The sequence below is a fragment of the Marinomonas sp. FW-1 genome, assembly GCF_005222245.1.
Classification (GTDB): Bacteria; Pseudomonadota; Gammaproteobacteria; order Pseudomonadales; family Marinomonadaceae; genus Marinomonas; species Marinomonas alcarazii.
In genome coordinates this window covers 1,458,310-1,478,744 of the sequence record NZ_CP025987.1, presented here as the reverse complement: position 1 = coordinate 1,478,744, position 20,435 = coordinate 1,458,310, and the positions used below count along the sequence as shown (strand labels likewise).

18 protein-coding genes are annotated in these 20,435 nt (G+C 43.0%); 9 read left to right on the top strand and 9 right to left on the bottom strand.

Features of this window, described 5'->3' with window-relative positions:
- Positions 1-25: 25 nt before the first annotated feature.
- The 3 genes from C1X04_RS06900 to C1X04_RS06890 all read right to left on the bottom strand — a co-directional run bounded on the left by C1X04_RS06900 (position 26) and on the right by C1X04_RS06890 (position 4,307).
- Complete coding sequence (locus tag C1X04_RS06900) at positions 26-2,413, bottom strand: TIM-barrel domain-containing protein (RefSeq protein ID WP_110571799.1); 2,388 nt, start codon at positions 2,411-2,413, stop codon at positions 26-28.
- Positions 2,414-2,457: 44 nt separating this feature from the next.
- Positions 2,458-3,756 carry a TRAP transporter large permease gene (locus tag C1X04_RS06895; protein ID WP_110571798.1) on the bottom strand — a complete coding sequence of 433 codons (1,299 nt, stop codon included), beginning with the start codon at positions 3,754-3,756 and terminating at the stop codon, positions 2,458-2,460.
- Between the two features lie 80 nt (positions 3,757-3,836).
- Positions 3,837-4,307 (bottom strand): TRAP transporter small permease, encoded by a 471-nt coding sequence (locus C1X04_RS06890; protein ID WP_137169509.1) that lies wholly within the window; start codon positions 4,305-4,307, stop codon positions 3,837-3,839.
- A 197-nt stretch (positions 4,308-4,504) separates the two neighbouring features.
- Between C1X04_RS06890 and C1X04_RS06885 the strand changes: the two genes are divergently transcribed.
- From C1X04_RS06885 to C1X04_RS06845, 9 genes are all read left to right on the top strand, one after another.
- Positions 4,505-5,497, top strand: a complete 993-nt coding sequence (locus C1X04_RS06885) for a TRAP transporter substrate-binding protein (protein ID WP_110571796.1) — start codon at positions 4,505-4,507, stop codon at positions 5,495-5,497.
- A 130-nt stretch (positions 5,498-5,627) separates the two neighbouring features.
- Positions 5,628-6,407 (top strand): FCD domain-containing protein, encoded by a 780-nt coding sequence (locus C1X04_RS06880; protein ID WP_110571795.1) that lies wholly within the window; start codon positions 5,628-5,630, stop codon positions 6,405-6,407.
- A 209-nt stretch (positions 6,408-6,616) separates the two neighbouring features.
- A complete protein-coding gene (locus C1X04_RS06875; protein ID WP_137169508.1) occupies positions 6,617-8,110 on the top strand; it encodes a PAS domain S-box protein in 1,494 nt (497 codons plus the stop codon).
- Complete coding sequence (locus tag C1X04_RS06870) at positions 8,103-8,528, top strand: response regulator (RefSeq protein WP_110571793.1); 426 nt, start codon at positions 8,103-8,105, stop codon at positions 8,526-8,528. Before C1X04_RS06875 ends, C1X04_RS06870 begins: the two co-directional genes overlap by 8 nt.
- Before the next feature lie 13 nt (positions 8,529-8,541).
- On the top strand, positions 8,542-10,260 hold the full coding sequence (locus tag C1X04_RS06865) for a GGDEF domain-containing response regulator (protein ID WP_137169507.1): 1,719 nt from the start codon (positions 8,542-8,544) through the stop codon (positions 10,258-10,260).
- 163 nt (positions 10,261-10,423) lie between these two features.
- Positions 10,424-11,707: a 2-hydroxycarboxylate transporter family protein gene (locus tag C1X04_RS06860; RefSeq protein ID WP_110571791.1), complete on the top strand. Its 1,284-nt coding sequence runs from the start codon at positions 10,424-10,426 to the stop codon at positions 11,705-11,707.
- A gap of 160 nt (positions 11,708-11,867) precedes the next feature.
- Positions 11,868-13,466 (top strand): sensor histidine kinase, encoded by a 1,599-nt coding sequence (locus C1X04_RS06855; protein WP_175404910.1) that lies wholly within the window; start codon positions 11,868-11,870, stop codon positions 13,464-13,466.
- Positions 13,463-14,146, top strand: a complete 684-nt coding sequence (locus C1X04_RS06850) for a response regulator (RefSeq protein ID WP_137169506.1) — start codon at positions 13,463-13,465, stop codon at positions 14,144-14,146. Before C1X04_RS06855 ends, C1X04_RS06850 begins: the two co-directional genes overlap by 4 nt.
- Before the next feature lie 3 nt (positions 14,147-14,149).
- Entirely contained in the window at positions 14,150-14,572 is a 423-nt protein-coding gene (locus tag C1X04_RS06845; protein ID WP_254682354.1) for a nucleoside-diphosphate sugar epimerase/dehydratase, read from the top strand.
- A gap of 73 nt (positions 14,573-14,645) precedes the next feature.
- On the opposite strand, the gene C1X04_RS18565 is transcribed toward C1X04_RS06845, so the two are convergent.
- From C1X04_RS18565 to lpdA, 6 genes are all read right to left on the bottom strand, one after another.
- Positions 14,646-15,116: a hypothetical protein gene (locus C1X04_RS18565; protein WP_217495003.1), complete on the bottom strand. Its 471-nt coding sequence runs from the start codon at positions 15,114-15,116 to the stop codon at positions 14,646-14,648.
- Between the two features lie 99 nt (positions 15,117-15,215).
- A complete protein-coding gene (lhgO, locus tag C1X04_RS06835) occupies positions 15,216-16,442 on the bottom strand; it encodes an L-2-hydroxyglutarate oxidase (protein WP_137169505.1) in 1,227 nt (408 codons plus the stop codon).
- 68 nt (positions 16,443-16,510) lie between these two features.
- Positions 16,511-16,720: a cysteine-rich CWC family protein gene (locus C1X04_RS18855; protein WP_137169504.1), complete on the bottom strand. Its 210-nt coding sequence runs from the start codon at positions 16,718-16,720 to the stop codon at positions 16,511-16,513.
- Positions 16,721-16,795: 75 nt separating this feature from the next.
- Positions 16,796-17,668: a succinate--CoA ligase subunit alpha gene (gene sucD / locus C1X04_RS06825; protein ID WP_110571777.1), complete on the bottom strand. Its 873-nt coding sequence runs from the start codon at positions 17,666-17,668 to the stop codon at positions 16,796-16,798.
- Positions 17,669-17,670: 2 nt separating this feature from the next.
- The gene (sucC, locus tag C1X04_RS06820; RefSeq protein WP_110571776.1) at positions 17,671-18,837 is read right to left on the bottom strand and encodes an ADP-forming succinate--CoA ligase subunit beta; all 1,167 of its coding nucleotides are present in this window, start codon (positions 18,835-18,837) and stop codon (positions 17,671-17,673) included.
- 90 nt (positions 18,838-18,927) lie between these two features.
- Complete coding sequence (gene lpdA, locus C1X04_RS06815) at positions 18,928-20,367, bottom strand: dihydrolipoyl dehydrogenase (protein WP_110571775.1); 1,440 nt, start codon at positions 20,365-20,367, stop codon at positions 18,928-18,930.
- Positions 20,368-20,435: the final 68 nt, after the last annotated feature.

Genomic DNA, 20,435 nt, shown 5'->3' with positions numbered 1-20,435 from the left:
AAAGTTTTTCATGTCATTCCTCGGCTTAAGCTAGTTCGTTTAGGGCAACAGTTTGAGATGCTTGCACTCGCTTGCCATTGACGTAGAAAGGGCGTAACTCATTGCTAGGCAGAACAAAGCTCACTTCGCTGTAAGCTGGTTGCCATTCACCCTCACTTGATACGGCCAAATCAATACGCTCTAGATCCGATGTTAATGTCATGTTTAGCATCAGATACTTGCCATCTAGGTAACCGTTGCTTAGGCCGTCGTCATCAAACACTGATACGTTGCGCTGCCCTGCACCTTTGAATGGGAAAACAAGGAACTGGCGTTGTGTGTCTTTTTCTGCGTCCACATGAGCAATACGACTGCTGGTAGGAATCACACTACCGGCACGAGCAAGTAGCGGAATTTCTTCTAATGCGGCAGGTAACCTAATGTCTTGTCCGCCGGCATACCAAGTCTTGCGATGGAAGTCATACCAACCTTCACCATTATCAGGCAAATAAACAGGACGAGTTCGTTGTCCCTGCTCCACCACAGAGGCAACCAATAGATCTTGACCTAGCAAAAAGTCATCGCACTCTTCATAAGTACGAGCATCGCCTTCGTGATCTAAGAAAGTCGCACGTAGCATAGGTTCGTGGTGCTTGTGTGCTTGCCAAAGCAGGTTATACAAATAAGGCATCAAGCGGTAACGAAGCGCCATGGCTTCACGAATAATTGGCGTCACCTCTGGATACATCCAAGGCTCGTTAACCGTTTTATCATCGTTCCAAGAATGAATAGTGAAACGAGGATGCATGACACCATTTTGAACCCAGCGTACGAACAATTCAGGATCTGGACGATCGCCAGAGAACCCACCCACGTCATGGCCCATGTTATACAAACCAGAAAGGTTCATACCAACCCCCATGCGAGTGTTGTACCGCAAAGTTTGCCAGTTAGTACGGTTGTCACCACTCCATGTTTGCACGTAGCGCTGCATGCCTGGGCAACCGGATCGCGAGATCAAATATGGGCGCAGGCTTGGTGCGAATTCCGTTTGTGCTTCGAAAGAGGCACGCATCATTAGCAAAGGTTGTAGCGGACGAATTAACTTGATTGGTGTTTGTTTACCAAAGCCAACACAACGAGCATTGCTGTCCCACACTTCGTATTCGTTGTTATCATTCCAAGTAGAATCAATGCCCTTTTCAAGCAGCTGCTCGGTAACATTTGTTTTCCACCATTGAATGGTTTTTGGGTTAGTGAAGTCCAAGTGTGACCCTGAATCATCCCAAAATTGTGAAGACTCAGGGGCGTCGAATTCAGAGTCTTGAATGAATAAATTCTGCGACGCGACTTCATCAAAGCGCGGGTGATCTTGCAGCAAACAAGGCTTGATATTGGCCGCTAGTTTAAGACCCGCCTTATGGAAGTCTTCACTCAATTTAAGTGGGTTTGGTACCTTGCTGGTGTTCCAGTTAAATACGTAGCGCTTATTACCAATTGAGGTATAACCAGACGAAAGCTGAAAAGAATCGCATGGCATGTTGTGATTATCACAATGCTTAATAAAGTCGCCTAACTGCTCTTGAGCGTTTTCCGCATCCGTATAAAGCATGGTGGAACCACTGTAACCAAGGCTCCACTTAGGGCCAAAGATGGTACGACCTGTTAGGTTGACATAGGTTTTGGTCACATCTAAGACTTTTTCACCGTACATGAAGTAGAAATCGAGGTCGCCTTCATCAGCGTGATAACTGCGGTAATAGCCATGATAGTTATCAAGCTCGTTACCCAAATCAAACCAGCTGGTTGATAAGTTATCGTAGAAAATACCAAAACTCGCTTGCTCGGTTTTCGTAATGTAGAACGGAATATGTTTATACAAAGGGTCGGTATTTTTCGCATCGTAACCCATCGCATCAATATTACGCATTTGGTATCGAGAACCATGACGATTCAAATCACCAGCCTTCTCACCCAATCCATAATATTTTTCAGACAAATCACGAGCCATATAATGATGGATATCGTTACTTTGCACGCCCAGCATATAGGCACCGCTTTGGCGGTCTGCTGCAAGATAATGCCATTCGCCAGTCGCGTCGGCATATTCCCATGTAAGCTTTAGTGGCTTCGATAGAGTAACGCGAAGAGCGTCGGAAGCAATGCTTAGCTGATCCCCCTGCTCTGACACGTTAAATTCTGGACAAGTAAAGCCTTCCGTACTCATACGGTCGCGCCCTTCCCAGCCTGTTTCGCTATCATTAGGAGAAACACACCAGCTGCTTTCAAGCTGCAATGTAGCGTTCTTTTTTAGTAAAACACGAATCACGTTAGATTCTAGAACGAAAAAATGCAGCACATGGCGATCGTCACACTGGACGTCTACACGATTGCCTTCAACACCTAGAAGCTTCCAATTCTTAATTGGCTTCATAAATACATATCTCCAAATATCGTTAAAATTCGCACGCTTCTAAACTAGTACCCAAGTAAAAGAGACGGTAAAAACAGGCTAATTTCTGGAATGAAAGTCACTGCCAACAACGCCAATAAAAGTAAACCAAAGATAGGCAACAACGGCTTAATCACTTGGTCAATTTTGACGCCACTTACAGAGCAACCAACAAACAAGGCGCTGCCGACTGGAGGAGTACAAATACCAATACATAAGTTAAATGTGATGATGATGCCGAAGTGAACTGGATCGATACCAAGCTCTTGCGCAATAGGTAAGAAAATAGGTGTGAAGATTAACAACGCTGGTGTCATATCCATAAAGATACCGACAACAAGCAAAATTAAGTTAATAATCAACAAGATAATAATAGGGTTATCAGAAAGAGCCAGAAGCACATCACTTACAGCATAAGGGATGTCACCGTTTGCCATTGCCCAAGCCATTGCCATAGACGCCCCGATCAATAACATGATCATAGAAGCAGTCATGATGGAGCCTAGAATAATGCTCGGCATATCCTTAATTGTCACTTCACGATAAATCAAGGCTAGCAATAGCGAGTACACAACCGCGACAGCAGACGCTTCTGTGGCTGTAAAAACACCACCGATAATACCGCCCATGATGACCACAATAAGTCCTAGGCTAGGCAAAGCTCGAAGCGTAATACGTCCAGCTTCGGTCATAGAAACTGGTTCAGAAACTGGGTAGTTTTTCTTTTTAGACACGACAGCAACGGCCAACATCACACACGCGCCCATTAATATGCCAGGCAAATAGCCGCCTAAGAACAAAGCACTAATCGAGGTACCACCAGAAATCAGGGAGTAAACAATTAAAGCATTACTAGGTGGAATCAATAGGCCTGCGGGGCTAGAAGATATGTTTACTGCTGTGGAAAATACAGGGTCGTAGCCACTCTTTTTCTGCAATGGCGCCATAGTACCGCCCACCGCAGCAGCCGCCGCAACGGCAGAACCAGAAATCGAGCCAAACAGCATATTAGCAATCACATTCACATGGCCTAAAGAACCTGGTAAACGCCCAGCTAACAACTTAGAAAATTCAATCAATCTTAATGCCAGCCCGCCACGGTTCATTATATTACCAGCGAGAATGAAAAACGGGATCGCCAGCAAAGTAAAACTGTCCATGCCTGACGCAATTTTTTGCGAAACAACAGATAAGGCCGCATCAAACGGCAGAGAAACCATAATAGACAGCAGCGAAGCAATCGCAATGGAAAAAGAAATGGGTACACCAAGTACCAGCATTCCAAAAAAACTACCAAATAAAACAAGTGCAATTAACCATTCCACGTTTTTTATCCTTATTATCAGAATTTTTTAGACCGCTAAGACGCTAGAAAACAGCGGAATTCTTTAACATGTAAGTTATTTTAATCTTGGCTTGGTGTGACCAAATCTCTTACCAAATACAAGATCATGAATACGCCACTGATTGGAATTGCGGAATAAACCCAGCCCATTTGCAGCCCTAAAACAGGAGAGACTTGACCAACATTCAACGTTTTCATCATCAATGATCCGCCGCCATACACCATAATTACAGCCGCGAAAAACACACCAATTAATGTAATGACCAATTGCAAGGTGGCTTTTTTATTGCCATCCAACATCAGCAAAACAAAGTCCATCGCCAGATGCTTTTTCTGCCCTAATGTGAAAGCTGCACCTAACAAAGCAACCCAAATAAACAAGAACCTAGCAATCTCATCGGTTGATGTACTTGGCGCACCAAGAACATATCGAGAGAACACTTGCCACACCACACACGACACCAATACCACCATCAAAGTGATACAAATTGTCGATAATATGCGGTCGACCACATGAATGAATTTCGCCATTTACTACCCCCAAAAGAGACTAAAAGCGCAAAACAGCGCCTATTAACCAACGACATATTGAACCAAACATCAAATTTGGTCAACTAATCAGACAGATTGGTTGACCAAAATCAACTTGCGTGCAATTATTCGAACTCGAAACAACACACTTTGATAATCTAAAACATTATAAAAATATCAAAACGGAGATTTACAAAATGTTAAATATCAAAAAAACTAAGTTACACCTTGCTACAGCAGTCATCATTGGCGGCTTGATGGGTGCCTCTTCTATGAGTTTCGCTCAAACTCTAAAACTTAGTCATAACGGCGACACAAAATCCCCTGTCCATAAAGCTCTTAAATTCTTCGCTGATGAAGTAAAAGAAAAGACAGATGGTGATTTGAAAGTTCGTGTTTACCCAAATGGACAATTAGGTACACAACGTGAGTCTCTAGAATTACTTCAAAGTGGCGCGCTCGACATGGCGAAATCAAACGCCAGTGAACTTGAGTCATTTGACCCAGGTTACGGCGCTTTCAACATCCCTTACATCTTTAGAGATCGTGAACACTTTTATCGCGCACTTGAAAGTGAAGACATTGGCCAAAAAATCCTGCGCTCTTCTGAAAAATACGGTTTTGTCGGCGTAGCGTATTTTGATGCAGGTTCTCGTAACTTCTACACAACTAAGCCTGTTCGAACACCAGCCGATTTGAAAGGCATGAAAATTCGCGTTCAGCCAAGCCCTAGCGCGATTAAAATGATGGAATTAATGGGTGCATCTCCAACCCCACTACCATTTGGTGAGCTGTACACTGCACTACAACAACGTGTGGTTGATGGTGCCGAAAACAACATTGGCGCTGTAACGACCTACCGTCATGGTGAAGTGGCGAAATATTACACCGAAGATGAACACGCTATGATTCCTGATGTATTAGTTATCAGCGCTAGCACTTGGGAAGGATTGTCTGATGATAACAAAGCAGCCGTAATCGCTGCGGGTAAAGACGCGACAGCGTTCATGAAGACACTTTGGGCGGAATACACGGTAGAAGAGCTTAAAAAAGCTGAAAAAATGGGCGTAGAAGTTCTTCAAGCTGATAAAGACGCCTTTATTAAAGCCGTTGCTCCAATGCATGAAGCCGCAGCAGAGAACCCTGCGATTTCATCTTATGTGAAAGCAATAAAAGCACTCGACAAATAAGCAAAATCCAGCGACTCTTATTGGGTTACCTCTTAATAAGAGTCGCTTACTTATTAAAGCTCCCTCTTTTTAGTACATTAGTCTATCGACCTCTGATCTCTCACTATTATTAAAATTAAAGTAGAACGCCATGATAAACAGTCTTGTAAAACCAAAGCGCCTTTACCAAGAGGTAGGCCTTAAATTATACGAGGAACTTAGAAAAGGCAGATATCAGATCGGAGACCGTTTACCACCGGAACGCGATATCGCCGAACAATTAGGCGTCAGCAGAACCTTACTTCGTGAAGCACTAATCATGCTTGAACTGATGGAGGTGGTTGAAGTTCGTAAAGGCAGCGGTGTTTATCTTTTAAAGCAACCCACTAGCATTAAATCGACCGATCGATTTGAAGAATCATTAGACAAGGATGATGTTGGCCCATTTGAAATGATGCAAGCAAGGCAACTGCTTGAAAGTCATGTTGCAGAATTTGCAGCCAGCCAGGCAACCAAGAAAGACATTCTCAAAATGCGCGATGCACTAGAGCTAGAAAAGCAGACAATAGACACAGCCGACAAAAATCATGAGGCTGATAAGTTGTTTCATTTGGCGATCGCCGAAGCAACGCAAAATAGCGTTTTGGTCGACCTTGTCAAAACTCTATGGGAACGCCGTGAAAATAGCCCCATGTGGAAACAACTTCACTCCCACATCATTGATCAGGCTTACCGAAAAAAATGGCTTATTGATCACGAGAATATTCTGCTTGCGATTCAACAAAAGAAGCCTGATGCGGCTCGTATGGCCATGTGGCGACATTTAGAAAACGTTAAAGACACCTTAATGCTGTTGTCAGAACATCAAGACCCTAATTTCGATGGTTACTTATTCAGTACTAACCCTGTACAACTGCCTACTAGTAACTAGTAAACCTTTTTTGTAGTGCTCTCTTGCCATTAATAAGAGAGCACTATGCGAATGTTCTGTCCTTCGCCGTGCATTCCATTCCTACCAAAGTTTCCTCCCCTCACCTAAGACCCTCCCATATTTACAAAAAGCAATATTTACCTAATTGCTGTTCTGTCATTTCTAGTCTATCAATATATAGAGCGCCTTCTTGATATATGGAATATATGATGGATCATACTGAAGTTGAAGATAGCAGAATTGACCTACCTAATAGCCCGTCAAGGGATGAGTTTTTTTTAAAACAATTAGTCACTTACTTACCTATGGGGGCCATGGTCGTCAATGCCGACACACGAATCCTATTCGTTAACGACTCTCTTATTGATATTCTCGGCTACTCCCAAGAAGAGCTGCTTAATGCTGATATTGATATGTTGCTGCCTGAAGAATTCAGAGATAAGCACAAAAACTTTATACAGCATTTTTTTGCGCAACCGCGTAAGCGTCAAATGGGGTTAGGACAAGCCTTATACGCTCGCAAGAAAAATGGTGAACATATCCCAATAGAAATTGGGCTTAACCCAATACAGCAAAACGGACACACTTTTGTATTAGCCACCTTGATCGATTTAACCGCAAGACAACGCGCTAACAATATGTTTCAACGCTCTATTGAAAGCGCTCCTCATGGCATTCTAGCGGTGGATGCTGGTGGAATAATTCAACTTACAAACAGCGCTCTTTGCCAAGCTTTTGGTTATTCCGCTGAAGAGCTAATCAATCAGTCAATGGATATGCTTTTACCCCATCGCTACCGCGAATACCACGGTAAATTGCGCGACACTTTTCACCAGACGCCAACACCAAGAATGATGGGCGTGGGTCGCGACCTAACAGCACTGCATAAAGATGGGCGAGAATTCCCAGTTGAAATAGGCCTCAGCCCGTTTGAAGACGAAACAGGCAATAACATGGTATTGGTTTCTCTGCTGGACATCACCAAACGTAAACGTATGGAACAAGATCTTAAAGAGACAAATACTAACTTAGAAGAATTCACCTATGTGGCTTCTCATGATTTGCGCTCACCACTTCGAGGTATTGCAGATTTATTAGAGTGGATAAAAGAAGATTTAGACTCTGGCCTTATTCCGGATGTCAAACGAAACCTCGACAGAATAGAGGTTCGAATTGAGCGCATGGAACAGTTAATAGACAATTTATTAACTTATGCTAAAGCAGGTAAAGTCGAGTCAAATACACAACAAATCGACGTCAACAAGCTTCTAGATGGTATATTCGAATTAATCCCTATTCCAAAAGGCATAACCGTTACTAGAGATATCAAATTAAAACATCTCACTTCCACATCGACACCGTTAGAAACGGTCATTCGCAACCTAATTAGTAACGCGATCAAACACCATGATCGGGACACCGGCAATATATTTATTCACTGTGTTGCTGAAAATAATCTTTGTCATTTCTCGATATCGGATGATGGACCCGGTATTCCAGAAGCGGCTTTCTCACGCATTTTTCGTTTATTTCAAACAGTAACATCCAACGAGCGCAGTGGCACTGGTATAGGCCTATCTGTTAGTCGGCGCTTAGTTGAAACACACGGTGGCCGTATTAGCGTTGAAGCAAATACGCCACAAAGAGGCGTCACATTCCATGTATGGTGGCCACGATTTTTGAGGAAGGATACCCATGATTGAACACCTAAACGTACTTATTGTTGAAGACGATGATGTTGCAGCTGAATCCATTACTCGCAGCCTAAAAAAAGTGGATCCCGATATCAGCTTGGTTTATGCAGAACACGGTAAGACAGCGATAGAAATATTAGAAAAACGCCATCCAAGCAGAACATTAGCAGCACCCTATTTGGTACTACTAGACTTAAATATGCCAGTCATGAATGGTTTTGAGTTTTTAGAGTACATACGTGAAGACCCAGTCCTTCAAGACTGCATCGTTTTCATTCTTACTACTTCAAATGATGATAACGACCGAGCGCGAGCGTATGACAATAATGTGGCAGGCTACATGGTGAAATCCGCTGTTGGGCCACAATTCGCTAAATTGGCCATGCTAATGGACGCTTATAGAAACGCTGTTGAGCCAAACCATTAAACATGGAGTTACTATGGAAGCACAATTCACTGTAGACCTATTAGAAGCCTACCAAGGGCCCACACTAAAGCTGCTGATTGTTGACGATGATGATGTTGATCGTGAACGTCTGCGTAGAATGCTGTCCAAATCAGACATAAAAACGCACGTATCTGAAGCGGTTTCCGTCGAAGACTCTTTAGAGCATTTGAGCAAGAGTAATTTTGACTGTGTCATTATTGACTACCGTTTGGGATTAACTTCGGGACTCACTTTGCTAGATAGTATTCGTTCGACGATGGATAACCATTGTGCTGTCATCATGATCACTGGATTAGGCGATGAAGAAGTGGCAGCTGAGGCTATGAGGCTTGGAGCAAGTGATTACCTATTAAAAAGTCAGCTACAAAGCCACAAACTCATCCACGCCATCATCAATTCAGTGCATCGTGCCGAGCTAGAAAAAAAACTTCACGATATGGCCCATTATGACAACCTTACAGGGTTAGCCAGCAGGCCGCTGCTATTAGAAAAGTTGCAACAGGTCGTTAAAAACAACGAACCCGCTGCTGTCGCTTTTTTGGACTTGGATAATTTCAAACCCGTCAACGATAATTACGGCCATGAGACGGGTGACTATGTTTTGGTTACCATTGCGAATCGTCTGAAAAATTTGCTTCGCAAAGAAGATACGCTTTCTAGAATGGGTGGTGATGAATTTGTCTTACTGCTTAGAGGAATTGCCAGCAAGCAAGAATGCGACCTGTTCTTAAATAGGCTAATCAGCCTAATCAACACCCCTATTGAACTGACAGAGTTCGAATGCCAAGTACAGGTTTCTGCGAGTGTTGGCGTAGCCTTGGTGACAGATAATAGTCTAGACGCTGACACCATATTACGTCGCGCTGACCAAACCATGTATCAAGCTAAAAATTCCGGTAGTAACAACATTTTATTTTTCGATCCTCATGAAGAGAAGCGCCTATATGATCGCAGAACCATGCTACAAGCCGCTGAACGAGGTGTCGCATTAAATGAATTTGAACTCTATTACCAACCTCAGATTGACATGGTAAAACAGACGGTAATCGGTGTTGAAGCTCTGATTCGTTGGCACCATCCCAGCCTAGGTTTATTGTATCCGGAGACTTTTTCCGAAGCATTAGAGCATCCAAATACAGGGGTTTTGATTGGTGAATGGGTTCTAAAAGAAGCTCTAAAGCAACACGCAATTTGGAATATCCCAGACCTTGTCATTAGTGTCAATATTGCTCCTGCTCACTTGTTAAATCACAACTTTGTTCAGCGCCTTTCTCTGTTACTAGAGCAAACTCCAGCGGTAAACCCTCAAGCATTAGAGATTGAGATCCTAGAAACAGTATCTATGTCTGACATCAAACATGCTGTTGAGGTGGTAAAAGCCTGTAGCCAATTAGGTGTGCATGTCGCATTGGACGATTTTGGGACAGGTTATGCGTCCCTAAGCTATTTAAAACAATTGCCTTTGAACACATTAAAAATCGATAAGAGCTTTGTACAAAACCTATTAAAAAATCCTGAGGATCGATCTATCGTGATTTGTATCGTTGCCTTAAGCCAAGCATTTAATTACAAGCTCATTGCTGAAGGCGTTGAATCCCAAGAAATTCAACAGGCGTTATTAGAGATTGGCTGTCAATTTGGGCAAGGCTATTTCATTGCCAAGCCAATGCCAGCGGACAAAATGACGTCATGGATAAAGACTCATCATTAAGGGAAAAATTTACGCTATTGTGTAAAACGTGACAATAACTTGCATTACAAAAGTTTCAAAACCACTTTTTAGTTTCATTAGAAGAAAAGAAACTTCCGCTTATAACGAAGGTTGGTAGACTGCGCCGCATATCAAAACAAGCAAAAAAACAAGAGAGTCTACCATGTTCAGTAATGATGCTATGACAGTGCGCGATCAACGCACCAGTAAAATCATATTGGCTATTGCCGCAATTACCATTCTATTGGCCACGTTTGCCGGCCAAATGCCCAGCGGAATGATCGGTGCCTTGGGTATTATGGTCATCATCGGCTTCATCCTTAATTACATTGGGGACAGAACCCCTATTATCAATCAGTTCTTCGGTGGTGGCGCGATTGTCGTCATTTTCGGCTCTGCTTACTTATTCCACAGCGGTTTGTTTCCTTCTAGCGCTGAAAGCAACATTACAACCTTCATGAAAAGTGGTGGCTTCTTAGCGTTTTATGTTGCCAGTCTAGTAACGGGCTCCATTTTTGGTATGGACACACAAACCCTAAAACAAGCCGCATTAAAATACATTCCGGTGATTTTAGGGTCTGCTTTCTTCGCTTGTATCTTCACAGGCCTAGTTGGCATGCTGGTGAGCAAAGACTTTTACGATTCCGTGATGTTAATAGCACTGCCTATTATGGGTGGTGGTATGGGTGCTGGAGCTGTGCCACTTGTTGAAATCATGTCTGGAAAGACGGGCATGAATGCAGAGACGCTAATGTCACAAATGGTTCCTGCATTGGCTATTGGTAATGCTATCGCTATTGTGATTGCGGGATTGCTCAATAAACTCGGCCAGATGTCCCCAAGCCTAACAGGTAATGGCCAACTAATTCGCGGCCAAAAACCGATTGAGGAAGAAGACCAAACAGTCTCTGGATTGACTGTCACCACTCTTGGCGTTGGTGCTTTGTTGGCTGTCAGCATGTACTTCATTGGTACTTTTCTATCCAACTACATTAGCATGCACACTTATGCGCTAATGATCCTGTCAATCGCTATTATCAAAGTGTCTGGCATTATGCCTAAGGCGTTAGAGCAAGCTGCTTTTTCTTGGTACAAGTTTGTTGTTGGCAACCTAACACCAGCCCTATTGGTCGGCATTGGTGTGGCATACACAGATCTGAACCAAATTCTTAATGCTCTATCTCCAATCTACTTCTTACTAGTTCTAATCACCGTACTTGGCGCTGTTTTTGGTGCTGGCTTAATCGGCTGGTTGATGGGCTTTTATCCAATCGAGGCAGCGATTACTGGCGGGCTTTGCATGGCAAACATGGGCGGTACAGGCGACGTAGCGGTACTTGCGGCAAGTAAACGTATGGAGCTGATGCCTTTCGCACAAATCTCATCGCGAATTGGTGGTGCCTTCATGCTGATATTGGCGACAATTGTGGTGCAATCGATCGCATAACACTTCAACAAGTTATTTAATACACTAGCAAGTCCGCATAATCACCTTGCTAGCTTTCAAACAAAAGGGAAAAGTCCGTCAAGGCTTTTCCCTTTTGTTTAGCCGTTCCCTCTGTATGCTGTATAATCAGCGCTCTTATTTCATAAGTAATAATCCATACATGACACTTAAGTCCTACTTAGCATTAATTACAATTTCAACCATTACCGCCATTATCATTTCAGCGGCATTCGTATTCGGCTATTCCCTACAAAATGCCTATTTAGAAGGAATAAGTAAACGAGGGTTGGAGCTAGCTCGAGTCATTGCCCAAGACGAAAAAGTGATTCAGGCCGTCAAAGCAAGCAATTCGGGCCAATTTACTTCCCTAGAGCAGCACATTGAAAATCTTCGCCAGCAAACAGACGCATCTTATATTGTTGTCGTAAACAAAGACGCCATTCGTCTAAGTCATCCAACACCCACATTGATCGGTAAAGCTTTTATTGGAGACGATATATACCCAGTCCTACAGCAAGGCATCGCTTTTACCAATGTCGCCAGCGGTTCACTAGGGGAAGCCATCCGCAATTTCACACCTATAAAACACAATTCAGACGTAATTGGGGCCGTTAGCGTTGGCTATTTATCTCAAACTACCAGCGAATTGATATATCAACATTTAAAAGAAGCAGGCTTACTTGTTGTGCTAGTTTATTTACTTGGTGTGGTTATCGCGATTTTTTTGATCGCCAAGTTAAAACGGACTTTTTTAAGCTTAGAACCAGAAGAGATCGTACAGAAATTCAAAGAGCATGAATTAATTTTAGACAGCATTCGCGATGGCATTGTTGCCATTGATCATGAACAGAGCATTACCGCGATTAACAGCACAGCGGTTGAATGGTTAACCATGAACGTTTTAAGCCCGTCACAAGTTGTCAGAAAGCCGTTAAAAGAACTCTCTCAAAGTCTTTCCCATTTTATCTTAGAAGCAAAAGGCCAACTCACTCAAAACAGGTTTCATTTAGGTGCTCTGGAATTTATCGCTACCCTTTACCCTATCAAAGGTAAAAAAGGCAATGTAGGCTATGTCATCGTCTTCTTTCCTGATCACGGTGAAAAGTCTCTAGAACAAGAGCTAATTTCCACAAAGAATTACGCTGACTTATTACGTGCTAAAACACATGAGCATTCTAATCGACTTAATGTACTGTCTGGTATGCTGCAAGCAGGGCGCTATGATGACGCTATTGAATACCTCCAAAAAGAAAGCGACGGCGACCAAATAATACTAAAACGCATTATTCAGACCATCGAAAACAGTGCTGTAGCAGGCCTTATTTTCGCTAAGCACAACAAAGCCAAAGACTTAAAAGTAGACATGCAAATGGATAGCGATTGCCAATTAGGTCACTACCCTTCTGAGGCAAATGAAGCCTTGGTCACTTTAGTTGGAAACCTAATAGACAATGCCTTTCTGGCAGCCTGGTCAAACAGACAGCATTCATCACCATTTGTTAAACTCTATATCAGTGATCGTAACGCCCACATCATGATACAAATTGAAGACAGCGGTGCCGGTATTGATGAAAAACTAGAAAGCCGAATATTGGATTTTGGTGTCAGCAGCAAGCACAGTACAGAGCAACACGGTATTGGCTTATATTTGGTTAAAAAAGTTGTCGACCAATATCATGGTAGTCTGGATTGGGAGCGCAGTGAAGAAAACACCACTGTGTTTAGTATATATTTAGATAAACGAGCGCTAATAAGATGAGTCGCATTCCTGTAATGATTGTGGAAGATGATCTGCGTGCTAGCTATGTATTAGAAAGTACCGTAAACCAGCACAATGATTTTCATGTTATCGCAGTCTGTGAAAGTATTATTGAAGCAGAATTAAAAGCCGAAGCATTCGAACCAGAACTAATTATGGTAGATATTACGCTTCCTGATGGAAACGGGATTGGCTTAGTAAAATCTTTAAAGCAGCGTGGTTTCAATGCCGCCTTTATCATGACAACGGCAGAAAGAGAAACCACGACCATTGAAAAAGCCATCCAACTTGGCGTGATAGATTACTTAGTCAAACCAATTCGCATGTCTCGCGTATTACAGGCGTTGGATGATTATTTAGATTTTAAAAAGCGTCTAACGAAAAACAATAAAATCGATCAACAAGACATAGATGCGCTATTTCGAAAGAGCGCTTCTCAAGACGGCAGCCGAAAAACACCGAAAGGCATTGACGAAAACACCTTAGAAAAGCTCAATCAATACCTTGAAACCATAGAGGAACATTCATTCACTGCCGAAGAAATTGGCGATGCCATTAATCTTAGCCGCATCACCGCAAGACGCTACCTTGAGTATTTAGAAACCCAAGGCTATGTCTGCATGACACTCGATTACAAAACAGGTGGCAGGCCAAAGCAACGCTACACAAAAACGACTTGAAACATGATGATTAACACACTAACGAGCGTACTGCCTAAATACTTTAAACGCAGGCCGATCCCCAAAAAGCTCATTTTTGTTGGTATTGACTACCTCTGCTTTGCGCTGTCTAAGTCCTTACTCGACCAAAACAAACAGGCTAGACAACCCCTGAATATTATCGCTTTCATAGACGATGAACCTTGGAATAACAGAACGCTGGTTCACGGTGTGACAGTATTTTCGCCCAGTGAAGTGTCTGCCCTAATACGCAAACATGATGTGGATATAGTCATTCAAGTAGAGGGGGAATCAATCAACATTGCAGACAACATTTGGCAAGATATCATCAAAACCCAAGTATCAATCATTACACTAGACAAGCATCAGGATCTCAAACAAATGCAAGAGATTGTTTACAAAGTCTGCGAAAACATAAAAAAATAGGGTTACAGAGAAGTGCTCCATAACCCTATTTTTAGACGTTACATATCTTATCTATAACGCTCGTCTAAACCAATTAGTAAGCTGATGAAACCGCAACACGCTGGTCATTCAGGCTCATTGCCGTTTTTAGAGACTGGGGCGAAGACATAGCAACAACATTCAATTGATCAGTATAAATATCTTTAGGCAACTCAATATCATTACGTTGCGCCATCACAGTTTTAAATTTCTCAACATCGATTGAGTCTGAGCCATTCTTAATGGTGTTCAATTCATCTTCCGTTAAACTGGCCATTCCGCCACCAGGCAAATATATTGCCCCCGTTACGAAATCGACACCGAATGCCACAACACCAGGAACAAAGAAAAACAGTAAACCAATGGCGTCCAATGCCGCCACACCGATATCAATTTGGCCATTCGTTTGTCCACGACGTTCAGGGTAAAGCAATGTGCCACACGCTGTTACTTGAGTAACAAGTAAGGCAGCGGCAACACCTCGTGCCAAACGAGTAAAGCCTAAATTTTTCTTTAAACCTGTCATACTTATTCCTTATCAATGATTAGCACAATGACTACTGTAGCTTGAATCAGCTCAAAAGAACAAACCTCATCATCTTTATTTCACAATACTTTCGATCCACTAAACAGAGGTAATTTGATCATCTAGCTTGTTAACGATGTATTCTCCTATCGGAAAAGCACTGGTCGCTGCAGGAGAAGGCGCATTGCAAACATGCAAGGTACGAGCACTTTGAGCAAACAGAAAATCATGCACTAAACTGCCATCTTTCATCACAGCCTGAGCGCGTATCCCAGCGGGATAAGCCTGCAAATCATCTAATGAAACAAGGTCGCAGTATTTCTGCACTTGCGCCAAGTAACCAGGTTTATACCAAGAGTTTTTAGTCTCAACCAAACCTGTTTTCCAATGCTTAGATAGCAGCTTCCAAAAGCCGGGGAAACGCACCATATCAAATACGTCACGAAGGTTTATGTTAATTCGACCATAACCTTCTCGCTTCCATCCTTGTACCGCATTTGGGCCTACCGTCACAGACCCATCGATCATACGAGTCAAATGCACCCCTAAAAACGGTAAGTCTGGATCCGGAATTGGATAGATTAAATGATTTACAACTTTATTGTGTTTTGCAGGCAAACGGTAATATTCGCCACGAAAAGGAATAATTTGAAAGTCGGTTGGGATATTAAGCATCTTAGTCAGGCGATCCGCCATCAAACCACTGCAGCTGACCAGATAAGATGTACTCACTACATCGTTGTTCAATGTGATCGCCACACGTTCGTGACTCTCATCAAGGCCAACCACCTCTGTACCTAAGCGCAGTTCGCCACCCTTCCCTACGAAAAGCTCAGCAAGCTTATGGCAAATCTCTCGATAGCTGACGATTCCGGTAGAAGGCACATACAGTGCCGCAAGGCCTTTCACATTAGGCTCACGCTCTTTAAGCTGTGCCTGATCTAGCTTATGCACTTCTAAGTTATTTTCTTGGCATCGCGAGTACAGGGCTTCCATACGCTCTTGCTCAGCGGGATTGGTTGCAACCAATAATTTTCCGCATTCATCAAACTTGATATTATGTTGAAGACAGAACGCCTTAGTGGCTTTGGCACCTCGCTGACAAAAATCGGCTTTTAAACTTCCTGGCGCATAATAAACCCCAGCATGAATAACACCTGAGTTATGGCCGGTCTGATGCATCCCAACTTCTGCTTCTTTTTCAATCAATAGTATGCGGTACGTAGGATAACGCTGCTGTAATTGCCAAGCGGTTGACAGGCCAACAATACCCGCTCCTATCACTGTAATATCATAAACAGTATTGCCGCCAGACACGTCACTCATTACTTTCTTCCTTTTTTATTATTGAAAACTCTACATGAACAAGCTTTATATTCTCTTAAAAAATAAAGCTATCTTGGCTTAAAGTCGAACTTTTTAAAAAAGCCAAACTTATCGGCAAGATAAAATTCAATACACGCTTGGCACACACAAACACGCCCTTTTTGCTCCAACGGTATAAGCGCCAGTAAATCCTCCGGCACTTTAACTCTAAAACACCAACAAGTCTGACTGTCATCAAGAGCACAGCCATTATCCTTTAAACAAAATGGACACGTCATATGAACACCTATCAGCCAAAAAAAATCCCTGCCTAGGCAGGGATTTTTATCATCAGTTGAACTTAAAGTTCCAGCTTACCAGCCAGTGATTTCTTTAAGGCCAGCACCGATGTCTGCCAAAGAACGAACAGTTTTAACACCAGCGTCTTCTAGAGCAGCGAATTTCTCATCAGCTGTGCCTTTACCACCAGAGATGATAGCGCCAGCATGGCCCATACGCTTACCAGCAGGTGCAGTAACACCAGCAATGTAAGATACAACAGGCTTAGTAACGTTTGCTTTGATGTAAGCAGCCGCTTCTTCTTCAGCTGTACCACCGATTTCACCGATCATTACAATCGCTTCAGTCTGTGGATCGTTTTGGAACATTTCCAATACGTCGATGAAGTTAGTACCTGGGATTGGGTCACCACCGATGCCTACACAAGTAGATTGACCGAAGCCTGCATCCGTTGTTTGCTTAACCGCTTCATAAGTCAAAGTACCAGAACGAGATACAATACCTACTTTACCTGGCATATGAATGTGGCCAGGCATGATGCCGATCTTACATTCACCAGGAGTGATAACACCTGGGCAGTTAGGGCCGATCAAACGTACACCTAGGTTGTCACAAGCTACTTTACAGTCAAGCATGTCTAGAGTTGGAACGCCTTCAGTAATACAAACAATCAGTTTGATGCCTGCATTAGCCGCTTCAAGAATAGAGTCTTTAACGAAAGGAGCTGGAACGTAGATAACAGATGCTTCAGCACCAGTTTGCTCAACCGCTTCTTTTACTGTATTGAAAACAGGAAGGCCAAGGTGAGTTTGACCACCTTTACCAGGTGTAACACCACCAACCATTTTCGTTCCGTAAGCAATCGCTTGCTCAGAGTGGAAAGTACCTTGGCCGCCAGTGAAACCCTGACAGATTACTTTAGTATCTTTGTTAATTAAAACAGACATTATTATTTGCCCTCCGCAGCTTTAACTACTTGCTCTGCCGCGTCTTTCAAACTTGCTGCAGCAATGATATCTAGACCAGAGTTCGCAAGAACTTCACGACCTAGTTCAGCATTTGTACCTTCAAGACGAACAACAACAGGCACGTTTACGCCTACTTGCTCAACAGCACCGATGATACCTTCAGCAATCATATCGCAACGAACGATACCGCCGAAGATGTTAACCAATACGGCTTTAACATTGTCATCAGAAAGGATGATTTTGAACGCTTCAGCAACACGCTCTTTCGTCGCGCCGCCACCAACGTCTAGGAAGTTAGCTGGCTTGCCGCCATGTAGGTTAACGATATCCATTGTACCCATTGCTAGGCCGGCACCGTTTACCATGCAACCAACGTTTCCGTCTAGTGCAACGTAGTTAAGTTCCCACTGTGCTGCATGTGCTTCACGCTCATCTTCTTGAGATGGATCGTGGAACTCTTGCATTTTCTTCTGACGGTAAACAGCATTGCTATCAATGTTGATTTTGCCGTCTAGACAGTGAAGGTTACCTTCATCTGTAATAACAAGAGGGTTGATTTCTAGAAGTGCGAAATCGTAATCATGGAACATCTGAGACAAACCAAGGAAGATCTTAGTGAACTGCTTGATTTGCGCAGCGTTTAGACCCATTTTGAACGCGATTTCACGCGCTTGGTAAGGCTGAGCACCCACAAGAGGATCAATAATCGCTTTATGGATAAGTTCAGGTGTTTCTTCCGCTACTTTTTCAATTTCAACGCCGCCTTCAGTAGACGCCATGAAAACAACTTTACGAGTAGAACGGTCAACAACAGCACCTAGGTACAATTCGTTTGCGATGTCAGTGCAAGACTCAACAAGAATCTTAGCAACTGGCTGACCATTTTCGTCAGTTTGGTAAGTAACTAGGTTTTTACCTAACCAGTTTTGTGCAAACGCAGCAACTTCTTCATAAGAATCAACAAGTTTTACACCACCTGCTTTACCGCGACCACCAGCATGAACCTGAGCTTTAACAACCCACTTGTCACCACCAATTTTCTTCGCTGCTTCAACCGCCTCTTCTGGCGTGTCTACTGCGTACCCTGTAGATACTGGCAGGCCGTATTCAGCAAAAAGCTGTTTAGCCTGATATTCATGTAAGTTCATTTGATTCTTCCGCTCATCTGAATGGTTGACATAAGCTCTGCCCGTTAAGACAGAAATTGCCGGCTCATTGGCCGGCAAATCTAATTTGGATTAACGCTTTTTACGATTTGCAATATGAATCGCGTGGTTATCTACCGCTAACGCCGCTTCATGAACTGCTTCACTTACTGTTGGGTGAGCAAATACAGTCAAGGCGATGTCTTCTGCTGTAGAACCGAATTCCATTGCAATAACAGCTTGAGCAATCAAATCTGCCGCATGGCCGCCGATAATATGGCAACCTAAAATACGATCAGTTTCTTCACAAGCAATTATCTTAACAAAACCATCAGTATCGTTAGCCGCCATAGCGCGACCAGATGCTGCAAATGGGAATTTACCCACTTTAAACTTAACACCCTCTGCTTTTAGCTCTTGCTCGTTTTTACCAACCCAAGCTAGCTCTGGGTGTGTGTAAATAACAGAAGGGATGCAGTCGTAATTCATTTGTGCTTTATGGCCTGCAATAATATCAGCAACCATCACACCTTCTTCAGATGCTTTGTGAGCCAGCATAGGTCCGCGAACAATATCACCAATCGCGAAAACACCTGGTACAGAAGTACGGCACTGTTCGTCAACAAAGACAAAACCACGCTCATCTAGCTTCACGCCAGAATCTTCTGAGAAACAGCCCTGAGTGAATGGTTTACGACCAACCGCAACGATTAACTTATCAAAAGTTTGCTTTTGTTCTTCACCTTTCGCATCAAGGTAAGTTACTTCAACTTCTTCACCCTTGATTTCGCTACCAGTAACGCGAGCACCTAGACGAATGTCTAAATGTTGCTTTTTGAAGATTTTAGCCGCTTCTTTGGCAAGATCTTGATCACATACGCTCAAGAATGAATCTTGTGCTTCAAGAACAACCACTTCTGAACCCAAACGAGCCCATACAGAACCAAGTTCTAGACCGATAACACCAGCACCAATTACGCCAAGACGTTTTGGTACAGCACGGAAATCAAGTGCACCTTCGTTATCAACGATGATATCACCTGTACGTGGAGCCGGTGGAATGTTAACTGGAACAGAACCTGTTGCCAAAATAACATTTTCAGCTTCGATTACAGTTACTGTGCCATCGTGCGCAGTAAATTCTACTTTCTTGTTCGCTAGTACTTTACCAAAACCTTCAAAGCTTGTGACACCGTTTGCTTTGAAAAGACCTGAAATACCACCAGTAAGTTGATCAACAATTTTATCTTTGCGATCAACCATGGCATTCACATCCATGGATACTTCACCCGTAGTGATACCGTGGACACCATAAGATTCTTTCGCATCATGGAATTTGTGAGAAGAGTCTAACAATGCTTTAGAAGGAATACAGCCAACGTTCAAACAAGTTCCACCAAGACGTGGCTTGTTTTCTTTGTCTAACCATTTTTCGATACAGGCTGTTTTTAAACCTAACTGAGCAGCTCGTATAGCGGCTACATAACCACCAGGGCCGCCACCAATTACAACAACATCAAATTTATCAGACATAAGAGGTCCCATTTTTCAGTCAAGCTAGGCAGCACATACTGTGCCGCCTAGTATAAAATTCATACAAA